At 41.7% G+C, this 22878-nt stretch carries 21 protein-coding genes; 4 read left to right on the top strand and 17 right to left on the bottom strand.

Translation table 11 applies throughout. From position 1 onward, the window contains the following. The first annotated feature begins 14 nt into the window (after positions 1–14). Complete coding sequence (locus RMX98_RS08750; RefSeq protein WP_322676555.1) at positions 15–242, top strand: hypothetical protein; 228 nt, start codon at positions 15–17, stop codon at positions 240–242. Between the two features lie 195 nt (positions 243–437). On the opposite strand, the gene RMX98_RS08755 is transcribed toward RMX98_RS08750, so the two are convergent. Beyond that, positions 438–863, bottom strand: a complete 426-nt coding sequence (locus RMX98_RS08755) for a heavy metal-responsive transcriptional regulator (RefSeq protein WP_322676554.1) — start codon at positions 861–863, stop codon at positions 438–440. A gap of 335 nt (positions 864–1198) precedes the next feature. Here RMX98_RS08755 and RMX98_RS08760 point away from each other — a divergent pair, with 335 nt between their 5' ends. Beyond that, on the top strand, positions 1199–2287 hold the full coding sequence (locus RMX98_RS08760) for an aromatic ring-hydroxylating dioxygenase subunit alpha (RefSeq protein ID WP_322676553.1): 1089 nt from the start codon (positions 1199–1201) through the stop codon (positions 2285–2287). Between the two features lie 424 nt (positions 2288–2711). Here RMX98_RS08760 and RMX98_RS08765 read toward each other — a convergent pair whose 3' ends face one another. From RMX98_RS08765 to RMX98_RS08805, 9 genes are all read right to left on the bottom strand, one after another. Further along, positions 2712–2846 carry a hypothetical protein gene (locus tag RMX98_RS08765; protein WP_322676552.1) on the bottom strand — a complete coding sequence of 45 codons (135 nt, stop codon included), beginning with the start codon at positions 2844–2846 and terminating at the stop codon, positions 2712–2714. Positions 2847–2900: 54 nt separating this feature from the next. Beyond that, positions 2901–3755, bottom strand: coding sequence for a caspase domain-containing protein (locus RMX98_RS08770; protein WP_322676551.1), 855 nt, complete (start codon positions 3753–3755; stop codon positions 2901–2903). Between the two features lie 239 nt (positions 3756–3994). Further along, positions 3995–4210: a hypothetical protein gene (locus RMX98_RS08775; protein ID WP_322676550.1), complete on the bottom strand. Its 216-nt coding sequence runs from the start codon at positions 4208–4210 to the stop codon at positions 3995–3997. A gap of 53 nt (positions 4211–4263) precedes the next feature. Continuing rightward, positions 4264–6348: a CHASE2 domain-containing protein gene (locus RMX98_RS08780; RefSeq protein ID WP_322676549.1), complete on the bottom strand. Its 2085-nt coding sequence runs from the start codon at positions 6346–6348 to the stop codon at positions 4264–4266. Next, entirely contained in the window at positions 6345–7784 is a 1440-nt protein-coding gene (locus tag RMX98_RS08785; RefSeq protein WP_322676548.1) for a hypothetical protein, read from the bottom strand. The genes RMX98_RS08780 and RMX98_RS08785 overlap by 4 nt, the downstream gene beginning before the upstream one ends. Next, positions 7771–8706, bottom strand: a complete 936-nt coding sequence (locus RMX98_RS08790) for a MoxR family ATPase (RefSeq protein ID WP_322676547.1) — start codon at positions 8704–8706, stop codon at positions 7771–7773. The genes RMX98_RS08785 and RMX98_RS08790 overlap by 14 nt, the downstream gene beginning before the upstream one ends. Further along, the gene (locus RMX98_RS08795) at positions 8691–9677 is read right to left on the bottom strand and encodes a hypothetical protein (protein WP_322676546.1); all 987 of its coding nucleotides are present in this window, start codon (positions 9675–9677) and stop codon (positions 8691–8693) included. Before RMX98_RS08795 ends, RMX98_RS08790 begins: the two co-directional genes overlap by 16 nt. A gap of 355 nt (positions 9678–10032) precedes the next feature. Next, positions 10033–10710 carry a hypothetical protein gene (locus RMX98_RS08800; RefSeq protein WP_322676545.1) on the bottom strand — a complete coding sequence of 226 codons (678 nt, stop codon included), beginning with the start codon at positions 10708–10710 and terminating at the stop codon, positions 10033–10035. Positions 10711–10804: 94 nt separating this feature from the next. Continuing rightward, positions 10805–12799, bottom strand: coding sequence for a heavy metal translocating P-type ATPase (locus RMX98_RS08805; protein WP_322676544.1), 1995 nt, complete (start codon positions 12797–12799; stop codon positions 10805–10807). Between the two features lie 566 nt (positions 12800–13365). Here RMX98_RS08805 and RMX98_RS08810 point away from each other — a divergent pair. Next, positions 13366–13749: a hypothetical protein gene (locus RMX98_RS08810; RefSeq protein ID WP_322676543.1), complete on the top strand. Its 384-nt coding sequence runs from the start codon at positions 13366–13368 to the stop codon at positions 13747–13749. Positions 13750–13993: 244 nt separating this feature from the next. Here the strand turns inward: RMX98_RS08810 and RMX98_RS08815 are convergent, their stop codons facing one another. The 5 genes from RMX98_RS08815 to pipX all read right to left on the bottom strand — a co-directional run bounded on the left by RMX98_RS08815 (position 13994) and on the right by pipX (position 19655). Beyond that, complete coding sequence (locus RMX98_RS08815; RefSeq protein WP_322676542.1) at positions 13994–16672, bottom strand: RNA helicase; 2679 nt, start codon at positions 16670–16672, stop codon at positions 13994–13996. Positions 16673–16799: 127 nt separating this feature from the next. Continuing rightward, positions 16800–17618: a pyrroline-5-carboxylate reductase gene (proC, locus tag RMX98_RS08820; protein WP_322676541.1), complete on the bottom strand. Its 819-nt coding sequence runs from the start codon at positions 17616–17618 to the stop codon at positions 16800–16802. Between the two features lie 120 nt (positions 17619–17738). Further along, complete coding sequence (locus RMX98_RS08825) at positions 17739–18344, bottom strand: cell division protein SepF (RefSeq protein ID WP_322676540.1); 606 nt, start codon at positions 18342–18344, stop codon at positions 17739–17741. Between the two features lie 367 nt (positions 18345–18711). Further along, a complete protein-coding gene (locus tag RMX98_RS08830; protein WP_322676539.1) occupies positions 18712–19380 on the bottom strand; it encodes a YggS family pyridoxal phosphate-dependent enzyme in 669 nt (222 codons plus the stop codon). Next, a complete protein-coding gene (gene pipX, locus RMX98_RS08835; protein ID WP_069068710.1) occupies positions 19377–19655 on the bottom strand; it encodes a transcriptional coactivator PipX in 279 nt (92 codons plus the stop codon). Before pipX ends, RMX98_RS08830 begins: the two co-directional genes overlap by 4 nt. 225 nt (positions 19656–19880) lie before the next feature. On the opposite strand from pipX, the gene RMX98_RS08840 reads away from it, so the two are divergent. Continuing rightward, positions 19881–20105: a hypothetical protein gene (locus tag RMX98_RS08840; protein WP_322676538.1), complete on the top strand. Its 225-nt coding sequence runs from the start codon at positions 19881–19883 to the stop codon at positions 20103–20105. A 317-nt stretch (positions 20106–20422) separates the two neighbouring features. On the opposite strand, the gene RMX98_RS08845 is transcribed toward RMX98_RS08840, so the two are convergent. Further along, entirely contained in the window at positions 20423–21340 is a 918-nt protein-coding gene (locus RMX98_RS08845) for an energy-coupling factor transporter transmembrane protein EcfT (protein WP_322676537.1), read from the bottom strand. Positions 21341–21502: 162 nt separating this feature from the next. Beyond that, entirely contained in the window at positions 21503–22873 is a 1371-nt protein-coding gene (gene der / locus RMX98_RS08850) for a ribosome biogenesis GTPase Der (protein WP_322676536.1), read from the bottom strand. Between the last annotated feature and the right edge of the window lie 5 nt (positions 22874–22878).

Below are 22878 nucleotides of genomic sequence, written 5' to 3' on the forward strand. Positions count from 1 at the left end.
GGTTAATTTAGGAAATGTTCAGTAAAAAAACGCTTTGGGTAAGCCTGATTGCTTTAGTGCTAGTCACTAGAATATCAGGTGTAACATTAGCAGAAATGCCAGCCCACTCGTCAGAACAAACCAGGCAATTTCACCGGATCGAGCAACCTTTGGGCTTGAAAGTTGGGGTTGCGATCGCTGGTTTAACCTTAATTGGAATAGAGTTGTGGTGGTTTCTTCTCTATAAAAGTCCTGATTCCTGATTAGTGTTCTTTTATTAATCTGAAAAAATAAAATATTTGTAGGTTGGGTTGAACTTTAGTGTTATCCAACAAAATCAAGAATTCTTGGTATTGGATTTCGTTCCTCAACCCAACCTATGCCTAGATTTATCAAAACTAATCAGAAACATTGGTTTCTAATTTTTATCTTGTGAGAGTCATAAAATAGCGTTATTGTCAGCACTGAGGAGTATTTTGAATTATCGGACAAATTGTCTCTTCATGATGGTTGCTGATATTCTTCCAGCCTGAAAGTAATCCCTTGATTTCAGAGCGTAAAGTTAACAACTGATCAATTTGGCGATCAATCTGCGAAACCTTCTCTTCAAGTTTTTCTTTAATGTCGCCACAGGGAGTTTGCCCTTGGTCGTAAACTTGAAGAATATTTCCAATCTCTTCTAAACTAAGACCAAGATTTTGTGCCCTTTTAATGAATGCTAGACGAGTTAGCACATCTAATGAAAACTGGCGAAAGCCTCCCTCTGTTCGTCTTAATGAATTGATTAAACCTAGACTCTCGTAATAACGAATTGTCCTGATAGGGATGCCGCTTAAATCTGTTACTTGACCAATTAAAAGTAGTTTTTTATCTTGAGTTAACATGGTATATTTTCCCAAGTGCTGTAATCATTATTACATATTTTTGATTAATTAAATACTTTAAAACTTAGCAAAATATCGGCATCAGTAGTTAGTTGTAATCTTTATTTAATTAGATATTTTACTAAGTTTTATTTTTTCAAATATCTATCGTAAATGGGTATTAGTTGAGTTTAGTTGATATTGAATTATCAGATTTTTGATGTTAATAATATTTTTACTTCTGAATTCTATTAATTATTGGGTAACTGTTTCTCCTGGTACTGTAAGTAACTGTTTTTTTTGAGTTGCCATGTTACCTATAGATTAACTGCTTCACTTCAAGTGAAACCATAAAAATGAATCTCAACTCGCAGACTTATAGCTCAATCCGTAAAGCTAAAATTTTCAATAATCCAGAGCGTTTTATTGAGGGATGGTATTGGGTAATACCTTCTCAAAATCTGCGGGTGGGTGAAGTAAAACCTGTCAAGATTTTGGGTAGAGAACTAGCAATTTACCGTGGTAAAGACAAAAGAGTAGTTACCTTTGATGCCTACTGTCCCCACATGGGCGCTCATCTTGCTGAAGGCAAAGTAGAAGGTAATGCACTACGTTGTTTTTTCCACCACTGGAAGTTTGATGCTGAGGGGATGTGTATTGATATCCCATGTTTAGATACACCGTCTTCTCTAAAGTTACAAACTTGGCCCACTGCTGAAAAATACGGGATGATTTGGGTTTGGACTGGAGAAATACCACAACAACCCTTACCTTTTGTTCCAGAGTTGGAACAAAAAGAGTGTGATGTTGCTATCCATTCTCACTTCTTGATGAACTGTCACCCCAACGTGGTGATGATTAACACCATCGATGCTCAACACCTCAATACAGTTCACAAACTGCCAATAGAAATTATTTTTGAAAGACAGGAACTTAACGAAAATGCAATTATTTTCAGTAACACTAAACCCATCAAAGACAATTTCTCTTTCATTAAGCTTATCCGTCTTTTCTACAAAAATGCCATAACTTACAGTGTTTGCTATTGGTACGGTAGCATTAGTATTTTGACACTAGGCCCCGATTTCTTCCATGTCCACACGATGTTAGCAGTTCGCCTGCACGAAGGAGGAAAAGCTGAAGGTCAAGTTCTATTGATGACTAAAAAACGTAAAGGAATTTTTGGTTTATTATGCAATCGAATTGTGTTATGGTTGACCAAGGTTGCAGGTAAGTTCTTTCTCATGGGTGATATTAAGGTTCTCCAAACAATTCAGTTTGATTTGAAAACTCCCATGAAAGTAGATCAGTCAATTATGCAGTTTATTAACCATGTTGAAAAACAGCAATCGCTAATGTGGGGGACTTGGCAAGAAGCGCGATCGCACGAAGTGGAAAGTAAACCCAAGCGTGAGAGATGGCAAGATACAATGAGTAATGACTAGTATCATGTCTATATGACCAGAGTCTGTCAGACTGCTTGGCCAATTAAAAGCACACGATCTCATCCCATTGTCAACAATCTTTGCAACAATTAATCGTTTGTAGGGGTGTACAGATGTATGCTCCTACAAATGTATGTTTAGCAGATATTTTGTGAAATTGTATAACAATTAATAAAGGTTAAAAGTTGAGCAAAGTTACTTTTAACTTTTAATTTATTTTTTACTATGCTACCAGACAAATAAAAAGAAGTGGCAAAGCCACTTCCTAATTCCCAGGTAGAACCTAAGTTATAAGTATAACGATTACAAAAAGTTGAAATAGTATAAACAAACACCAATTAACTGAATATCTCTATTTTCCTTGTTTTCTAGGTGGAGAAATCCTGATTTATATGCGCCAAATAACTGTATATTTACATAAGTCTCATGATTGAAATGCAGACTCAATTTTATCTAGTTCATCGCTAAGATGTGCCAGTTTTATCTCTTCATCAAGAAGCTGCTGTTCTAATTGAAACTTAATTGCGGTACTAGCCTCAATAGCTACAGCTTTCTTCATCTGCTTAAACTTCTGGCTGCGGATGTCAAATTCTGCCTGAAGTGCGTCTAGTTTTTATTGCGATCGCCGTCGTTGTCCAAGAGTTAAGCTGGTAGAAACTGGACTAGTTTCAATAGTTGCTGCTTCACCAGATAAAAATTTACTTCCACCTGCGTAATAACAAAGGGGAAAATTATCGCCCAAATCCAGCACTTTATTTACAAACGGGTGTTGCGGCCCTGATGCTCTTTTAGGTACTTGGTCAAATAAGTAAACTAAAATATCAAGAATACGTGCATATCCATCTTTATTCATAGCTGCTTTACCTTGCAAAGCTTCCAACAAGCAATCTGTAAAAACACTGTAGGGTTGACCTGTGTAGGAATATTCGTCTTCTCGCGAAGAAGCAACCACAACTCGACCGCTTCCTGTTCCTAGCACATTTAACAGTTCCGGCGGTAAGGGTGATTTTACAAAGGTTTCCCCTGGTTCCTTCAAAGCTGGAACGCCACCAGCATGACAGCAATCTAATAAAACTACGAGTTTACGCGCTGTAATTGCTTCAATCTTTTGGGTAAATTCTACACCTGAGATAGCTGTGTCTGCGCGCTGACTGGGGTCATAACCGAATGGTACAAGGAAGTATTCATTGGTGCGCTGGATGCGTCCACCGTGACCAGAGTAGTAAATGATGAAAGTTGCATCAGGATTTTGATTGACTTGGGTGATGATTTGGTCAAAAGCTGCGAGGATGTTTTGCCGAGTTGCAAAGGTTTCGGTTAGCAGTATGACTTGTTCTGATGGATAGGCGGCGCGACTTGGGTCAATTAGTACATCTTTTAAAGCAGTTGCATCTTTGACTGTGACAGGTAAATCAGCACCTATGCCAATAAGTAATGCATAACCGTTGGTAAAAGTTTGGTTTGTCATACGGTGAGTGAGGAATGCGATCGCCTTTTATAATTTATAGATCAGCTATTACTTACGATTCAGCTAAATCAAGTCTTTGCTCATTTTGAAGCCTTGCAACTACTTATTTATCAGTAGCTTGTTGAATTTGATGTTCTATCTACTGTTGTCTGTGCTCAAGTATTGATCACTGAATTATCTTCCTCAGTAAAGGGCGCGAAAGCAGTCAATTCAAGTTTTGTAACTGGCCATGCAGCTACTTACCCGCGCCTTCCTCCACCACGAACGCGGCCTCCAGGAGGGCGGCCAGTTGGAATTGGAGGTTGATTAAAGGTTTTGCCTTGAGCAAGGATCGTTTTAGCACTAGAACGATTAGGGGTTGGTTTCGCGAGTATTCGAGCCAGACTAACTAATAAACTTGTACAGCTAAAAGCTACTACTAAAAACAGTTTTATCGGTTGTGAATTTGAATTCATAAAAACTTTATCTCATACGATTTTAGATTTTAGATTGGGCAGAGGGGAAAAACTTACTGCAACTTCTCCCCTGTTCCCCATTCTCTATTCCCCACACGCACTTTTGTTTTTGAATTATTATAAATTGACATCAAGCTCACCATAGCTACCAGTGATAAAGCCGACGGTACGAAAGGCACCCAAGCACCCGAAATGAACAGACCAAAGCAAAGTATATACAAAACGCTAGAAGTAACACCGATTGCAAACAATAACCAGGGTAAGGAAAGCCTGCGCCAAGCCAAGACTCCCCCAATTAAAGACCAGCCCCAAATCCAGGCGACCTCCGCCCACCACGACCAAGCCCGTAGCAACGGCCGCCCATCTTGGACTGCACTAAGGATCTGGCTGACCATGTGAGCTTGCACCAGTAGTCCTGGCATTTGCTCATCTAAAGAAATGCCATAGGGTGTCGGCCAAGTGTCTGGAGAATCTCCCTTTGCCACCACACCAATAATAACAATCCGGTCTTTGATGGCGCTGGGGTTAATTGGACTAGATAAAAATTGCGTTAGCTTTACCTGTTCGGCTATTTCTTTTGAAGAACGATAGTTGAGTAAGATTTGACCGCCATTAGCATCAATATTTTGATAGCCACCAGTACGAGACTTCAGATTCTCAAAAATAGTCTTACCCAACTGCAAATTTCCTTCAGGGGTAAACTTTGTTTGAATTCCTAAAGGGCGCATATAGAAAGATGCTAGTTGTAAACTGAAGGAATAGGGAGTAGAACACAATGATGTCGTCTCCTGATTCATGAACAGAAGATGCCGACGAATAACTCCATCGCGATCGTGAATAAAGTCACTGAATCCCAGATTTCCTGTGGGGATTTCTGGTGGAGGCTGAATGCCTTGGATATTTACTGAGCTATCGCTCCCCTTGCATAGGCCAACCAAGTTCTGAGTTTGCTGGAGACGAGTAATTAAATCTGGCTCTTTGGCCTTATAATCACGGTAGATATCCAAGCCGATGGCGCGTGGTTTGTATTGATTCACTTTTGCCAGTAGTTTATTGAGAGATTTTTCAGAAATGTAAGATCCGCTCAAGGACTCGCCATTTTGTCTTTGAATTGCTAAATCCTCATCGTCAATTGTGATGATCAACAGTCGAGGATCGAGTCCTTCGGCAGGACGAGATCGCATCATTTGGTCATAGGCTGAAATTTCCGTATTTTCCAGTATTCCTAAGAATCTAATCCCTGTAACAAAACCCGTTATCAGCAAACTTACAAAAATTACTCTGCTAAAGTTCAATCTACTAGATGAAGTCTCACTATTGTTAATTAACTTTTGTCTACTTGCTGTTTGAGTACTAAATATTTTAATAATTGAAGTCGTAACTTTTTGTTTTTCTAATCGGCTAACGTCATTTATAGAATGCGCTGTTACTTTGATAATTTCTTCAGGAACAAGTAAGTTTATACCAGCAATCTGGATTGTTTTTTGATAAATAGTAGCTTTTGTAAACTGAGCTTTTGCGCTTTCTAAATCACCACGAATTAAGCTTCTCATTCCACGGGTGTATATTAATAGTGGCTCAAATTCTGCGAGTGATTCACCAACTGTTTCTACTAATGAAGCTAATCGTAATATTTCTGCTTGATCTCGATTTTGATCCAATTTTGATAAAATAAATGCTAGTTCACGAACTGCTTTACGAGGAAGTACATAAGCTAACGCAGCCCATCGTTGAGCTTGGGCAAGGTCTTGAATATTAGGATCGTCGTTACGTAGTTGTGGATGAATGTAATCGAGTAAAAAGTTAGCAAGTTCATCAAGTCGCTGTTTACCAAAATGTGGGTCTTCCTTCAAGCATTTAAGCAATTCCTTTCGTATTGGTAAATCCATCTCATATAGTTCATACCCAACTTTATTACACAGGCTAGAAAGCAACATATCTGCTACACTCACCCAAGGGATATTTAGCACTTGACCATGAATATCTCGCTGGAAGTTGGCCCATAAACGATATAACAAATCGGGTGTGAGCGCTAAGGGAAAAGCCGCATGATAAACTAAATACAAGTGGGCTTTTCCAAAACGTTTTTTAAAAGACTCAATGCGTCGGTTAGCCACTTCAGGTTGGATTTTACTCATTTTATCCGCTCCTTAAAGTTCGGAGAGCGTCCGCGCAAGACATCAATTGCGTCCTGCATGCCTCGGCGGTTGACTTCATACATCGGGATTAGATGGGCAATTTCTCCAGATGTAGTGCCAAGCCAACGCGATCTTGGCATTGGATTAAGCCATGCAATATAGCGAACACATTGCTTGAGTTGTTTCACAAACACCCCAGTTAAATCAATACGTTCTGAATTAAAACCACCACGAGCTGCACCTGCATCACTAAAGATTAGTACAACAGTTCGTTCTTGACGCAATTGGACTAAAACATTTTCAATTAGTTTAGCTTGTTGATGATTAGGGTCTTGGTAAAGATATTCTACTGGACAGTTATGAAAGTAATAGATATTGGATCTTCCTAAACGTCCTCCTCGGAGAGCAGTTTCTACCAAGCGTTGTGATAAAGAATGAAACGGTATCATCGAACCATCTTGGTCAATAAGTAACAGCAATTCAGTTCGGTTCACCCGACGCGGTACGATTACAGGTTCTAAAAAAGTGCCTTGGTATCCAATTTGTTTGATTGTTGTTTCGATATCCAACTCAGTTGGTACTCCCTCCCGGCTCATCCGGCGCAAGTACCGCCACAACTGCTTCATCTGCCGTTGAGTAACAGGTAGGTAATCAAAAGAAAGAATAAACTGATTGTAAGAAGTTTGGTTGTTCCTGCTGGTTGCTTGCAAAACTGCTTGAGCGACTTGTACTTCATCTTCAATTACTTGAGTCAAACTTGAAGAGATATCTGAAGTGGGTGTGTTTATACTTGCTTGGAGAAGGGAGTTATCATCATTGGCTGTTTGTTTAGATAATTGCTGAGTCAGCCATCTAATAATTGTATATATAGTAGTGAAGACAGATATAGAAGCTAACCCTACTCCAACTATTTGAAAACCGAGAGTTATAAATGAGGCGATCGCTTTCCAATTACTCTTGTTCTGGGTTTGATTCGTCTGCGGTGCTGTAGTCGCACTAGGATTCGTTCCTGGAGTTGGAGTTAGATTAATTAATCCGGGCGTTTGAGATGTAATTGCTGAATCTTTGGTAGTCTGATTTTGATTTCTGCTTGTTATCCCCCAAACAATCCCGGCTCCTATAATGCAAGCTCCTGCTAAAGCTACATAGCGAGTTATTAGAGAAAGTTGACGTTGCCGAGTAGGCAATGTTGACGAGGTTGCCAAGACAGCCTTACTGCTCATTACCTCTTCAAAGTAAGACTCAAATAACTGCATTTCCTCTGTAGATTTGATCCACAAAGTCTGACACAGACGCTTTAAAGCAGCTTGGTCATTAATTCCAAAGCCAGCTTGCATAGCTTGCAAAACTAACTGATACTCATCAATTCCTAGCGGTAAGCCAGCTTCGCGCAGTTTAGTAAAAAGTTCTAGTAGAGGCAAATCATTCACGTCCACGGCTCTGTCTCAAATAACGTATATGGTCATCCCAACTTTTCAGCAACACGCCAGCATAAGGTATTTTGCCATCCAGTTTTGCCAGAGCCTCATCTTGAGGATACCGACGCAGGACGCGAAACCAGTCAATTAATTCGCTGGTGCTGACTTTCTTGCCAGCCTCACCTTTATCTTTTCGCATTTCCTCCCGCAATAGTAGGAAGCGAACTATGGCTTTATCCACCAAAGCTTGGGGTGAAGTAGGAAACAGAGCGTTAACGATTTGTATCAACCGCTCACGACTAGGAAATTCAACATAGTGAAACAAACACCTTCGCAAGAAGGCATCCGGCAAATCTTTTTCATCATTGCTGGTAATTAAAACAATTGGTGCTGCCTTTGCTTCAATTTCCTGACCTGTTTCCTCAACAATAAACCGCCGCTCATCTAATTCCAGCAGCAGGTCGTTGGGAAAGTCAATATCAGCTTTATCAATTTCATCAATCAGTACGACAGTGCGATTTTCTTGCTGAAAAGATCTTCCCAGAGGGCCCCAGCGTACATAGGTAGCTGGGTCATCAATTCGCTGAATTTGTTCTGCTGTCAGCCGATTGGAAGCCGCTAGCTGGGCATCCCGCAAACGTCCAACCGCATCGTAATTATACAAGCCATCCCTTGCTCGACTAGTGGATTTGACATACCAAGCTTCCAAGTTCAAACCTAGCTCGTAAGCAACTGCACTTGCAAGTTGAGTCTTACCGCATCCCGGTTCACCTTTAAGCAGTAAGGGACGTTCCAAAAAAATTGCTAAGTTGACTGCTTCTACCAGTTGAGGATTAGGCAAATAGGGATATAACAACTGTCCATTCACCCCCCTTTCTCCTAGTTGGGGCTGCACTTTACCTGTATATTCCAAGAGTTTTCCGCCTACAGCCTTAACCATTTTTCCTCTTCGTCATACCAATTACAGCCAGACATCTGACAAATTTCGCCCAATGCGGGTTCTGGAATGCCATTATCACTGTTTTTCAGTATTGTTTGTACTGTTTCATCTAACTGATCTATCAATTTAGTCGGCAATTCGTCCTCTGCAAACTCTAGCCAGTTAGTCAGTTCATCATCAGAAAATTGATTAATCTCAGGTAGTTTTATAGGGTTATCTGGCTTCCAGGTAGGGTCGAGCCTTTCTACAAAAGGAAGATTCCAACTACCTACGCAGCCATCATAATCTACCAGGAACATTAATAATTTGAATTGACTCGCTTGTGGGCTAGCCGTTTTAACTTTAGTCGCTAATAGTAACCAAAAATCTCGAATCAGATCGTGTAAAAGAGTTTCTGAAAGACAATCGACATCGTATAAAATTAACAGGACATTCTGAGTTAGCCACCATTGATAAACTCGTTCAGCAATTTCAGCAATTGAGCTTTGCCTACCCAGACCAACTCTACCACTAAGTTCACGCCACAATGCAGCACTGTCACTTCTCCGAGCAATGCGATTGAGTTCAATTCGTACAACCTTTCCCGTCATAATATTGGGAACATTTTGTACTACTAACCTATTCAATAACCAACGTTGACCATAGTAAAGTGAACCGTGGATTAGAAAAGCTGCTACTGAATGAGTCTCAATAATTCTCCGAAATGCTCGCGTCTGCTCTCGATAGCCCAATTTCAATAAAGCACGATACACTCTTCCACTACATAGAGCTAGTTCCAAATCATCAAGCTGTTGAGTTAATTCATTTAGTTCAGCTTCTGTTTGTTCAATTTGCTTTTCTAATTGGAAGCGAATAAGAGTATCTGCTGCGATCGCATAATCACGACGTAACCTTTTTAACTTCTCGGCTAGTAGGTCATAATGTTCCTGTAATGCATCGCTTTTGTGTTGTAGACGCTGCTCGGAGGACATCCAGGTAATTTTTGAGTCAATAAGCTTTACTCAAGACGACTAGCCAGATTTTCAATCTAGCAATCTGGTTTACTGTGTTTAGTTTCAGTAGCTGAAACATCATTGCGACACGAGATGTCACTTATGTAATTTATTATGTCAGTAATTTACTATAGAACTCCTATTTGATTTTTGAACAAGACTCAGTACGGCTCTATGCCTTCTTTCCTGTTCCCTATTCCCTATTCTCTCTTCCCTGCCCACGCAAGTAAATTTAGGAATCAAACCGGATTTTTATAGTTCCAGACTTAGTATAATAACGTCGTCCCCATAGTTTTTCTAAGCCTTAGCAACCAAACTGATGTCTAGCATACCACTACTCGCTTGGATTCAATACAACGATAATTTCTGCTAGCCTAATTCCCAAAGGTTTCCAGTGGGGATTGCTGGAGGAAAAAGTACCATCCCCTGACACTGCTTGGTAGTCATTGGGAAACTTTTCAGAAGCATTGGGAGCAGCGTCTACTCGGAAAATGATTTTGCCTTGATAACGGGATAATTTACTACTATCTAACAAAATCGTGCCGCCGTAATCCCAACCCAATCCATAAAGTTTAAAATTACCTAATTTTTTACGTAACTCGCTCAAAGGGGTTCCCACACCTATACCTTCGCGGGTTTTCCAAGCTGAACCCAGGTTACGCACATCTAGGGGTTTGGTACGAGTATTATCACTCCAAACTACCAAGAGAGAGCGTCCCTGATTTAGATTTACCTGAGTAGCTGCAAAACTACCAATTCCTTCAGCACCAGAGATGGTTTTATCAACGAGGTGGGATGCACCATACAGCTTAACTAAATCTCGCTTGGTGGTTGTGCGCGTTATCGGCCCTACCCTTTCTCCAGGAACAATCAAGGTGTCTGTTAATGGTTGCGATTTAGCAACAGTAACTAAATGATTGATTTTTTGCGGTAGTGCAAAGGCTGAATTTGCTGAATAGTTTAGTAATAAAGCTAAAGTAGCTATAGCAATGCCTTTGATTGATGAATTCATGGGTTCTATTTTGGTTAGTAGAATATGAGTGAGAAGTACTCATGATTTAACTACTACAATTTCCCAATTATAAATTTCCGATTTTCCCAAAATTTTATTTCATCGCTCTAGTTGCATTAAAAATTGCAAGTATTGCTACTCCGACATCAGCAAAGACAGCTTCCCACATTGTTGCTATACCAAAAATACCCAACCCAATAAATACACCTTTAATTGCTAAGGCAAACCCAATATTTTGCCAAACAATCTGCCTTGTTTTTCTGGCGATTTGGATTGCCTCTGCCACTTTTGAGGGTGCATCTGTCATAATCACAATATCGGCAGTTTCGATCGCTGCATCTGAACCTAACCCACCCATTGCCATACCAACATCTGCTCTAGCAATCACTGGTGCATCATTAATCCCATCCCCAACAAAAGCAACTTTACCATGCTTGCCTGCGGTGCTGAGTAACTTCTCAATGGCATTAACTTTTTCTTCAGGTAATAACTCTGCTTCGTAGGTATCTATGCCTAGCTGTTGAGCAACTTGGGAAGCGATCGCTTGATTATCTCCTGTCAACATTACTGTTCTCTCTACACCCATTCCCTTGAGTGCTTGAATAGCAAGTCTCGCATCTTTTTTGAGTTCATCAGCGATGACAATATATCCAGCGTAAATATTATCCACTGCTAGATGGATAACTGTTCCCTCTAACTGGCAATTATCGTGAGAAATCTGCTCTTTATGCAATAGGCGATCGCTTCCCGCTATCACTACTCTATTTTCAATCTTGGCTCTAATTCCATAACCTGCTATCTCTTCATAATCTCTCACCTCAAATTCATCTATTTTTCCACCATAAGCCTTATGTATCGATTGAGCGATGGGATGATTTGAGTGTGATTCTACTTTGGCAGCTAATTGCAGTAATTCTTGCTCATCCCAACCATTTAATGGTACTATTTTCGCTACTTGAAATACACCTTTCGTTAATGTTCCAGTTTTATCAAAAACAACTGTATCGACTGCATTTAAAGTATCTAAAAAAGTAGAGCCTTTCACCAGAATACCACGTCTGGCTGCACCTCCCACACCTCCAAAGTAACCTAATGGAATACTAATAACGAGTCCACATGGACAGGAGATAACTAGTAAAATTAGGGCCCGATAAATCCATTCGGAAGATGTTGCACCCGAAATGAATAACGGAGGTAATATTGCAACTCCTAGAGATATAAAAACTACGATGGGCGTATAATATCGGGCAAATACAGTAATAAACTTTTCTGTTTCTGCTTTTTTACTTTTGGCATTTTGCACCAAATCTAAAATCTTAGCAATGGAAGATTCATCAAATAGTTTTGTTACTTTAATACTGAGAACACCTATTTTATTGATCATCCCAGCTAAAACTGTCTCTCCCAGCCTCACCGTTCGTGGTACAGATTCTCCAGTTAAAGCAGATGTATCAACTTGTGAATTACCATCGATAATTTCGCCATCTAAGGGAATCTTTTCTCCAGGCTTGACAACGATAATATCCCCAATCTTTACTGTTTCTGGTGATACTTTTGTCAGTTCTCCATCTATTTGGATATTTGCATAATCTGGGCGGACTTCCAATAATGCTTTGATGGAATCACGGGAACGACTGACAGCAATATCTTGGAACAATTCTCCAATTTTGTAAAATAACATTACCCCGACAGCTTCGGGTAATTTATGAATTCCGATCGCTCCTAATGTCGCCACTGTCATCAAAAAGGTTTCATCAAATATTCTGCCTCTGAGTATATTACGCCCAGCAGTTTTTAAAACACTCCATCCGCTTAATAAATAAGCAGGTATGAAAAGAAGATATTCTCCTATCGAGTAGAATGTATTGTGTAATTGATTTTCAAAAATTACACCAGGTGCATATAAACTTAAAATTCCTACCAGAGGCAATATCTCATTTTTGAGATTGAATTCTCCACCGTGTTCGTGATTGTGGTCATGGTTATGATTCTCATCATGATTGTGATTATGAACATGGTTATGATTCTCGTGATGATCATGTCCACAGTTGCAACAATCTGAAGATTCTGAATGTACTTTCTGCTTCATTTTTTCTATGCAGGCTAGTAAGTTAGTTGATATATGAGCCTTTTTACAAATGTAATGAAAAAAATAAATTTTTACAAGTTTATATTTTAAGAACGAGAATCTATCTCAAAACTATTGCTAAATATATGTATTATTTTTTGATTCAAATTAAAATTGATAAACTTGTAAAGATAGTGGTTCTGAATTCTATAAAACAATCTAAAATGTAACTTTTGTTCGTAGTAAGCGATTTATCGCTCTGTATAAGAAATTAGAGGGTTGCGTCCGCTAATTACGAGCTTTAATTTAATTAAGCTCTTATACTTGCATCAAGCGAACAATCACGCTCTGGGGAATATCAGCAGATTTAAATTTGCTGAAGTACTCAACTTGCGTCTCAAAGCTAGACATCGAGCATGTTTGATTGCTGAATTATGATGTAACAAATAATTTGCGATCGAACTAGGTAGATATGGAACTTTCCTGAGCAACAAGTGTCTATCTAGCTATTCTTAGGGAAAAGTCACTTGAAGTTTGAAAGTTAATGGAATACCCTAAGCTAGTAGACAATTTTTTCAAGGAAATCTATGAACAAAAAAATTCTTCTGAATTTGCTTTCCAGTTCCTCAATCTTTGTGTCGATGATGTCTACGCTGGTGACATTCCATCCTGCCCATGCAAGTGGTAGTATTACACAGCGATTGATGCACACACAAGATGGTCGTACCTGTATCACTAACCCACATGGTGGAAACGATTTTGTCTGCATTCGAGATTCAGAGAGAAAGAAACCGTATACCTCATCTGGACGTTCCTCGACCATTGTCACATCAGTATCAGATCAAAATGTTGCCATGTTGAATTTTACTGACGAGGAAAGCGATATGGCAATTAAAGTATTTGGCTGCGACTGTCCATTATGTATGAATTCTTTGCGTCAGTTGCAGGGTACTGGAAACTTGGTCTACTAACATTCAATAGCGCTGATAGCGACTATAAGTTTTGTTAGATACACGCGATCAATCACGTATAGAAGATATACAAAACCAAAAAGGCATTTTTAACTACGTACCACTACTATTATTTGGGTAACATTTAAATTTCTTGTTGGGGTAATTCATGAATTGCCCCAACAGCATCTAATTTTGCTTAAGTCCTGAGAGAAAAATACGCAGATAAATTATCAAATATTCTGTGTGCGTCAGAACATCCTATTTATTCAACCACCTCATTCACAGGGAATCTATCAATCAACTGCATCGCCCGATAGGCATTGCGTTGGAAAGAATCTGGCAAATGGGGAACGTGGGGTATTTGTGATAATAAATCCAACGTCCGCCGTAAAATTCTCACCACATCACCTTCATCCAAAGTGGTGTTTTCGCACAGTTCTATCCACTCCATTCCTAGCGCCCATTGTTCCACTATGGCAATTAACTCAAATTCCAACCAGATAGGCAGCGCCACATTATAACGCCGTTGTAGTTGGAACATTTGGCGGCGAATTCCCCGCAATTTTGCCAAGGCTTCTGCAACTTCATGACTGAGGTCAAAGTTAACCTTGCTATCTGGACGGGGCGTTTCCATCACTAAAGCGGCGGCGGCGGCTGCTAAATGATGCGGATCTAAGTTATCCAATTCGCCACTAGCGAATACTAAACCTAGCCACAATTCATTCTCGCCTCGAATGGCGGCAGCGATTTGCCCTAATTGTGTGGGAACTAAGTTATCCAAAGCGCCAAAGTGTTGCAGAATTGCGATTAAATTCAAAAACTCTTCCCAATGACGTTGTGATTGTTGCTCTACTTGCCCTTGTAACTGTTCGAGTTCGGCTTCTAGTTCGACATAGCGGGCGCGGCGCTTGAAAAGCGTTGCCGCATTGCCTGATTGATGTAGGGGATGAGCTTCTAATTGCTCTTGGACGGCGGTAGTGCGACTGAGTTGTTCTGCTACTTCTGGTGCTAGATGCAAAGATTCTATCGGATCGGGAATACGCATGGCGATCGCAAAGCTTTCTTCGTTACCACGGCGCGATTGTCCTGGCTTCAAAGGCATCTCTGGTGGTGGTAATACATTAGGTAGCACTTCAATTCGTGGCAGTTCGGCATACAAATCGACTACATCCCCTGTGGTTGCCACATACCAGCGGTTATCGTGCCCCAAGCATACCAAGTAAGGAGCTTGACCAGAACCAGGTGATTTTCCCACCAAAACTGCCGTTACAGGTGAAGATACTGTGATATTTTTGCCCTTGAGACTCAACAGAGTTCCTGACACTGCAAAGCCCAACATCATCACCAATTCTTCTTGGCGGTCTTCTTGTGCTTGCTCTTGCAAGGTTTTCAATATCTGGCGTTCCACCTTTAGGCGTTGCCGCAATTTTTCATAAATAGCCAGTTCATTTTCATCAACTGCGGCAATTTGCTCATGTAATTGAGCTAATTGGGTTTGCAATTCGGCAATCTCATCGTATTCTGGGCGTAAATGCAAGGTCGCCATGTACTGCCCAAAACTGCGCTCTATCAGTTCCCTGGTTTGCTCTAGGGTATGGGTTTGCAGCAAGTTGAGTACCATGCCATAACTGGGCGTAAACTGGCTGACTAGAGGGTCTGGCTTGGATGTTCCCAAATACGCGGCTTCTTTAGCTCCTTCAAAGGGAGTTTGGACTGTCACCACATGACCTTGTTTATCCATCCCCCGGCGGCCTGCTCGTCCCGCCATTTGTAGGAATTCGGAAGCGTTCAATAGGCGGTGTCCAGTGTCAGTCCGCTTGGAAAGGGTAGAGATTACCGTTGTCCGGGCGGGCATATTAATTCCTGCTGCTAGTGTCTCGGTGGCGAATACTACTTTAATCAGCCCTTGCTGAAATAGTTCTTCTACCAGTGCTTTCCAAGCAGGTAAAATCCCAGCGTGGTGGGCAGCAATTCCCCGGTACAGGGGGGCAATTTGTCCAGAACGCCCAGCTTCGGGATTGCGGGCTAAAAAGTCATCAATTTGTTGCCGCAAAATCTGGGACTCTTCATTATTTACCAGCCATAAATCACCCACTTCCGCCACCGCTTTATCACATCCCCGGCGGCTGAAGATAAAGTAAATCGCTGGTAGCATATCCCGTTGCTCTAATTGGCTGAGGGTAAAAATTATACCTGGAGCTTCCGGTCTACCATTTCTCCCCCTATCCCTTTCTCCCCCTCTCCCCTTTTTCTTCTGAAGAAGCCGGGGGTTAATTTTGGTTTTGCTATCATTCAGCAGGGGAAATAACCCTTTGGGATTGCAAAAGTGAAATTCCAAGGGGACTGGGCGAAAATCGGAGTAAATCAGGTCAGTTGGGCCGTGAACGCGATTTAGCCAATCGGTGAGTTGATCGCTATTGGCAACCGTTGCTGAGAGGGCTGCTAGTTGCACTTCACGGGGACAATAGATGATTGATTCTTCCCAAACAGTACCGCGCTGGCGATCGTTCATGTAGTGGCACTCATCAAGGATCACCGCTTCCACGTCTACTAATGAGATGCCGATTTGCCCAATGGGTGTGCCATAGAGCATATTTCGGAAAATTTCTGTGGTCATCACCAAAATTGGTGCATCTCTGTTAATGGAAGCATCCCCAGTTAACAGCCCGACTTGATCAAACCCGAATTTTTCTCGAAAGTCACGCAATTTTTGATTCGACAGCGCCTTCAGGGGAGTAGTATAAAATACACGCTTTCCTCGTGCCAGGGCGCGATAAATGGCGTATTCCCCGACTAATGTTTTGCCTGAACCTGTGGGGGCACATACAACTACGGAGCGTCCAGCGTTTAGGGACGCGATCGCTTCTTTTTGAAACTGATCCAGATCAAAAGGGAATATAGTCCCTAAGTCAAGTTCTGGAGACGGTGCAGGATAATTCACTCAATCACATTTGCAACCAGATTGTTTACTATACTAACGAGTCTTTTGTCAACTTCGTTATTAGTCATTTGTCATTGGTCATTAGTTTTTCACAAAGGATAAAGGACAAATGACAAAGGACTCTTTATTATTTTCCCAGCTCTTGCGATCGCTCTGTGGCAGCTTTGACTGCTTCAATTAAAGCGGAACGAAATCCTGCCTGTTCTAGCTTGGCAATCCCCGCGATGGTTGTACCGCCGGGACTAGTAACGCGATCTTTGAGTTCTGCTGGGTGCATTTTGGTTTCCTGCAACAGTTTTGCTGTTCCCAGGACGGTTTGCAAGGCTAGTTGATTGGCAATTGCTCTAGGTAAACCTGCGGCGACTCCGCCATCTGCAAGTGCTTCAACCATAAGCGCCACGTAAGCGGGGCCGCTACCAGATAGCCCTGTAACTGCATCCATCAGCCCTTCTGAAACTTCCACCACTTCGCCTACAGCAGAAAAAACTTGCTGTGCTATTTGGTGATGCAAGGCATTGGTATATGCACCTAAACAAATCGCGGTAACTCCTGCTCCCACCGTGGCCGGGGTGTTGGGCATTGCTCTAATCACTGGCAATTGCACAAATGCAGCTTCTAGCTGACTTAAGGACACACCCGCCAAAATAGAAATGATTAGAGGTGAATGTTCTCTATTAAGAATATCAATATCTGCTAATTCTTGAGCGATCGCGCTAAACACCTGCGGTTTCACCGCCAAAAATAGAACTTCTTTTGCTTCGGTGAAAACCTGGCTATTATCTGTCGTTACAGCAACACCGTATTGCTGCTTTAAAAAATCTAAGCGTGAAGATAGCGGTTCGCTAACTATGACTTCTGATGATTGATAAATTCCACGCGCGATAAGGCGGGATAAGAGCGCTTCTCCCATTACCCCACCACCAATTAAGCCAAATTTTATAGTCATTAGTCATTAGTCATTAGTCATTGGTCATTAGCCATTAGTCGTTTGTCATTTGTCACTATGAGCAAAACCCAGGACAAATGACAAAGGACAAAGGACAAAGGACTAAATACTAATTTAACTTTATTGTGCCATCCGGTTAGTTTCGTTGCCCCAGGGTTGATTTGGAGTACCTGTTGTCGGACGAGAGGGACGTACTGGTGGTTGTGGTACTTCATGAAGAACGCCACCTTGGGTGCTAACTTGGACACAACTTGGTGTAAACAAAAAGATGCTCTCACCGATGCGCTCTTGATGTCCATCTAGTGCGTAAGTACCACCTGCAACAAAATCTACTGCTCGTTGAGCTTGATCTGGGTCCATGATTGTCAGATTTAATACCACTGACTTGCGTTCGCGCAACGCTTGAATTGCCTGGGGCATTTCTTCAAAGGTGCGTGGTTCGAGTACTAAAACTTCAGAAATTCCGTTAATTGCTCCTGGCATACCAATCACATTCCCCATTGGCTTTGAACCTGCTGTCATATCATCTCCCATTGTAGGCACTGGTTCCCGCCAGCGTCGATTTTGAGCGGCTGGACTCTCTTGTGGTGCTGGCTGGGGATTTTCTTGCTGATACAGATTTTGGTAATTATTATTATCTGTTTCTGGTTCTTCTTCGTAATACTCGTATTCCACTTGCTCATTTAGACCCACAAAGTCTCTGAGTTTGGAAAATATGTTGTTCATTGTGTGTGTACTCTCCTGGTGCGAATAGCCTGTATTGACTTGGCTGAGGATTGATTGAGTTAAGAGCGGTCGCTACATCGGTGGATACTTCAGCAACTGTATTGCTAGTTGTAGCCTATACTACGGGTTTTGGCGATGAACCGACACTTATTGGAAAGGTCTGTGCATCGCCTAAACATAATAATGAGTCAAGATTATATCCTACGGTTTATCCGAAGGAAACTTCTTTATACCCTATTTTCTCTTGGCGATTGCTCTTGTCAATACTATATCCTTTGTTTCCAATTGCACCAGTCTGTTACAAAATTCTTGTCATCAAATCCTTAGCTTCGATTAATACTGCCCTGCAAGGCTGATGATTAATCGGCTAATAGCGATCGCCAAACAATATGGTTCCTAATCGTACCATCGTTGCGCCTGCTTGCACCGCCAGTTCGTAGTCGCCTGACATACCCATAGATAGGTGCTGCATTTTAATATGCGACCAGTTTTGCTCCTGGATTTCTTTGGCTAGCTGACGATTGCGATTAAACACACTCAGAATTTCAGAATCATTTAATCCTGAAGGCGGAATTGTCATCAAACCTTGAATTTGTAAATTTTTGTAAGAATTGAGTGTGGGTAAATCAGCCAAAAGTTCTGGTACACTCCAACCAGACTTGTTGGGGTCGGGGAGAATTTTCACTTGTAAGCAAACCTGGGGACTCACTCCTAGCTGTTGCGCCAATTGGTCTAAGCGCTGTGCCAGCTTCAAATTATCTACAGAGTGAATCCAAGGAAAATGCTCGATGGCTTTTTTGGCTTTATTGCTTTGCAAATGTCCAATAAAGTGCCAGGTAATATCCGGTAAGTCTTGCAACTCGGCTTGTTTGCTGGCAGCTTCTTGGATACGACTTTCCCCGAAATCACGAATTCCGGCATTGTATGCAGACCGAATGGACTGGGCAGATACTTGCTTGCTAACAGCAATCAATTTGACTGACGTTGGCAGTGAGGAGCGAATGGAAAGAATACGTTCGGAAATCGAACTGTTCATTGGAAGGTGCGCTGGAAAACACTCTGAAGCTGATCGTACTCCTGAGAATGCCCACTGCGCCGCAGGGTACGTAAGCGATTTTCCAACATCATTCTTGCCTCAGTGCGTCCTAGAGACTGAAATTTAACACCTTTAACATCATTTGCCACCAAAAAAAATAAGCGTTGGGCATAAAGTGTGGTGAACAAATCCTGGTTCTCATCAACCATACAGATTTTGTAGAGTAAACCCCAAGTTGGATGGTTTATGTAAGTTTCTGCGTTTTCTGGATTCATTTAAGAGTCAAGGTGTAGTCAAGGTGGAAGTATATATATCTTTTCGCAGTGAATTCCAAACATTCAGACGATAATACCAACATTCGTCAGAATATTTGGTTAAAATGCGAAGCTGCGGTTACGAAGACCTCGATCTAGTTCTTAATGGGCAGATGAAGCTAGTGGTAGTGAAGCGCAATAGTACAACAGAAGCCGCAAAGCGTAGATTCAAAGAGTAGAGGCTGTTTGACAAATATCACCATCTGCTTTGGTGACTTCAATTTAGCAATCTGTAGGGACAAGGCACAAAATATTGCCGCTCCTCTGGTTGAAAGTTCGACGTGGGAAGGAAAAACACCCTTTGAAGTTCCCAACGGCAACGGCGAATTTTTCAACTTCTTTCCATACTGCCACAACTGTCGCCCAATGGCACAAAATTGGGTACTGGAAAGAAAACTACCATTTTTGTAAAAGGTCTATGATTATCCAGTATTTTCAATGGGGAAATTTGCGCCTGAGCATTGTGCAGAGATTCATAAGGGTACTCGGTCAAAAATCTTAAGATTAGTTTGTAGTGTTCGCGTAACGCTGGTTAATATCTAAAATCTACAGGAAATGGTAGGGGATCAATTTTATGGCTGGGTAGCTGTTCAAATTACCCTACCATCTTGTTACCTATAGCTCAATACGGTTCGGTTAAGGCAAGAGACGGCAATTTAATGTTTTACTTCTGACTCCTGAATTCTGAATTCTGCTGTATTACCTCTTACCATTTTTTCGGTGCAAAATTACGCCTGAGTTCCGATAGCTAGCCGTATTCCCCAGAATAAGATTAAAGTTGCGATCGCCAGCCAGTCACGCCCTTTTAATCGTAAATCGTGCCACTGGACTCGATGCTCATTGGGACTGGTAAAACCCCGCACCATCATGGCATTTGCCATTTGGTCGGCTCGCAAGAGCAGATTTTCTAAAAGTCTCTCTGCAACTGTCATCCAAACCTTAAATGCTCCTTTCAATCCCAGCTTTTTCCAATTAATTGCCCTTGTCATCACGGAGCGAAATAAGTTTTGCACTTCTTCTAAAACCAAGGGAATGAAACGCAAGGACAAGGTTAAAGTTAAAGCGATTTCTGTGACAGGCAACTTGAAGCGTCGCAAGGGTTGCATTAAGCTTTCTATGCCAGATGTGATTTCTTCTGGTGCGGTTGTCAGCAGATAGAGGTTAGTGCTGTAAATAACGGTAAATATAAGTGTACTCAGGCGTACTGCCAAACTCAAGGAGTAGCGGGTAATTTTAACCGGGCCTTTGTGAAATAGCACGTAGCTGTATGCTTTTTTCTCGGCTGGTGGCTCTTGAATATTATTAGAGTTCGCTGGCTGGGTTAATATTTGTTCGTTAGCTGGCAAGCGTGACTGATAATCTACACCCAGTCCATCAGGACTGATGGCTGCGATCGCTAGCACAAAAAACGATAGCATTAATAGCCAACCCATTTGCTGCTGCCATACGCGTCGAGGAATTCTGGCAATCAAGGTGGCAAGAATCAAAATTACCACCAACAGCACCCGCCAATTGTTATTGGCTAAAACATAGCTTGTTAAAAAGCTCATCAACCAAGCGAACTTGACTCGCGGATCGATTTTATGCAGCCAAGTTTGGGGTTGTTCTAAATAAAGTCCAAGTGGCAGCGATCGCAATAAATCCATTTTAGAGTTACGAGTGAGAAATGAAGAGTTAGGAGTTTTGACTTTAACTCATAACTTTTACCTTGTGCCGCTATCAAACTCAAGTTGATAGGATTCTATAATTAACAAGTTTGGCTTTAACTCATAACTCTTGTACAGAGGCGATTCATCGCGTTTCTATTCCTAACTTATTTTGACGCGAGTTGCTCTATTAACATTACCACTTTCGGCATCACGGACTTTCTTGCTCCGCCACAGCAAAATTATTGGCGTGCCTTTAAATCCTAGCTGTTGACGAAATTGCCGTTCAATGTAGCGGCGATAGTTGTCGTTGAAGCGTTTCGAGTCGTTGACAAATAAAGCGATCGTTGGTGGTTGGCTACTTACTTGTGTACCATAATAAATCTTTCCTTGACGCCCACCACGGGATGCCGGTGGTGAATGCCAACTGACGGCATCTGTTAAGACTTCGTTAATTACTGATGTGCTGACACGACGTTTGTGTGATTCAGCCGCCGTTTTCACCAATTCCAAAATCTTTTCTACTCGTTGTCCTGACAAGGCACTTACAAAAATTGTTTCTGCCCATTCGGTAAAATGTAACCGTGATTGCAGAGTTTTTTCGTAATCGTAAATTGTGTAAGAGTCTTTTTCGACAGCATCCCACTTATTAACGACGATGATGCAAGCTCGACCATCTTCGATAATCCGCCCAGCTAATTTTTGGTCTTGCTCGGTGACTCCATCTAAAGCATCTATTACTAATAAAACCACGTCAGCGCGACGAATCGCTTTGAAAGCCCGGTTAATACTAAAAAATTCTGTGCCGTATTCGATGTGTTTCTTTTTGCGAATGCCGGCGGTATCAATCAAGCGGTAGGTTTGTCCGGCTCGTTCAATGACGGTATCAATGGCATCGCGGGTTGTGCCGGAAATCGGGCTGACAATTGCTCTTTCTTGCCCGACAAAAGCATTGAGTAAGCTTGATTTGCCGACATTTGGCCGTCCCACAATTGCTACTTTGATTTCATTCGTTTCTGGAATGTCTTCAATCGCAGGGATGTGATTAACCAACTCGTCGAGTAATTCTCCTGTACCACTGCCATGAATCGCCGAGATGGGGTAAGGTTCGCCCAATCCCAATTCCCAAAATTCGGCAGCTTGCATTAAGCCTTGTTCTGGGGATTCACATTTATTTACTGCTAGTAGTACAGGGACGGGTTGTTGGCGCATCCACTCGGCGATTTCTAAATCTGCCGATGTAGGCCCTGTTTGACCATCGACAACAAAAATAGCGCCACACGCTTCTGCAAGGGCTGTCATTGCCTGTTGGCGAATCAGTGGTAAAAATTCGGTATCATCATTAAAAACTAAACCACCAGTGTCTACCACTAAAAATTCGCGACCATTCCAGAAAGCTGGTAGATAAGTGCGATCGCGTGTCACTCCCGGTTCATCATGGACAATCGCCGTTTGTTCCCCGGCGAGTCGATTAACCAGGGTGGATTTGCCCACATTTGGGCGTCCGATAATTGCAACAATTGGCAGTGCCATAAAAC

The sequence above is a fragment of the Nostoc sp. DedQUE02 genome, assembly GCF_034531035.1.
Lineage (GTDB): Bacteria > Cyanobacteriota > Cyanobacteriia > Cyanobacteriales > Nostocaceae > Nostoc.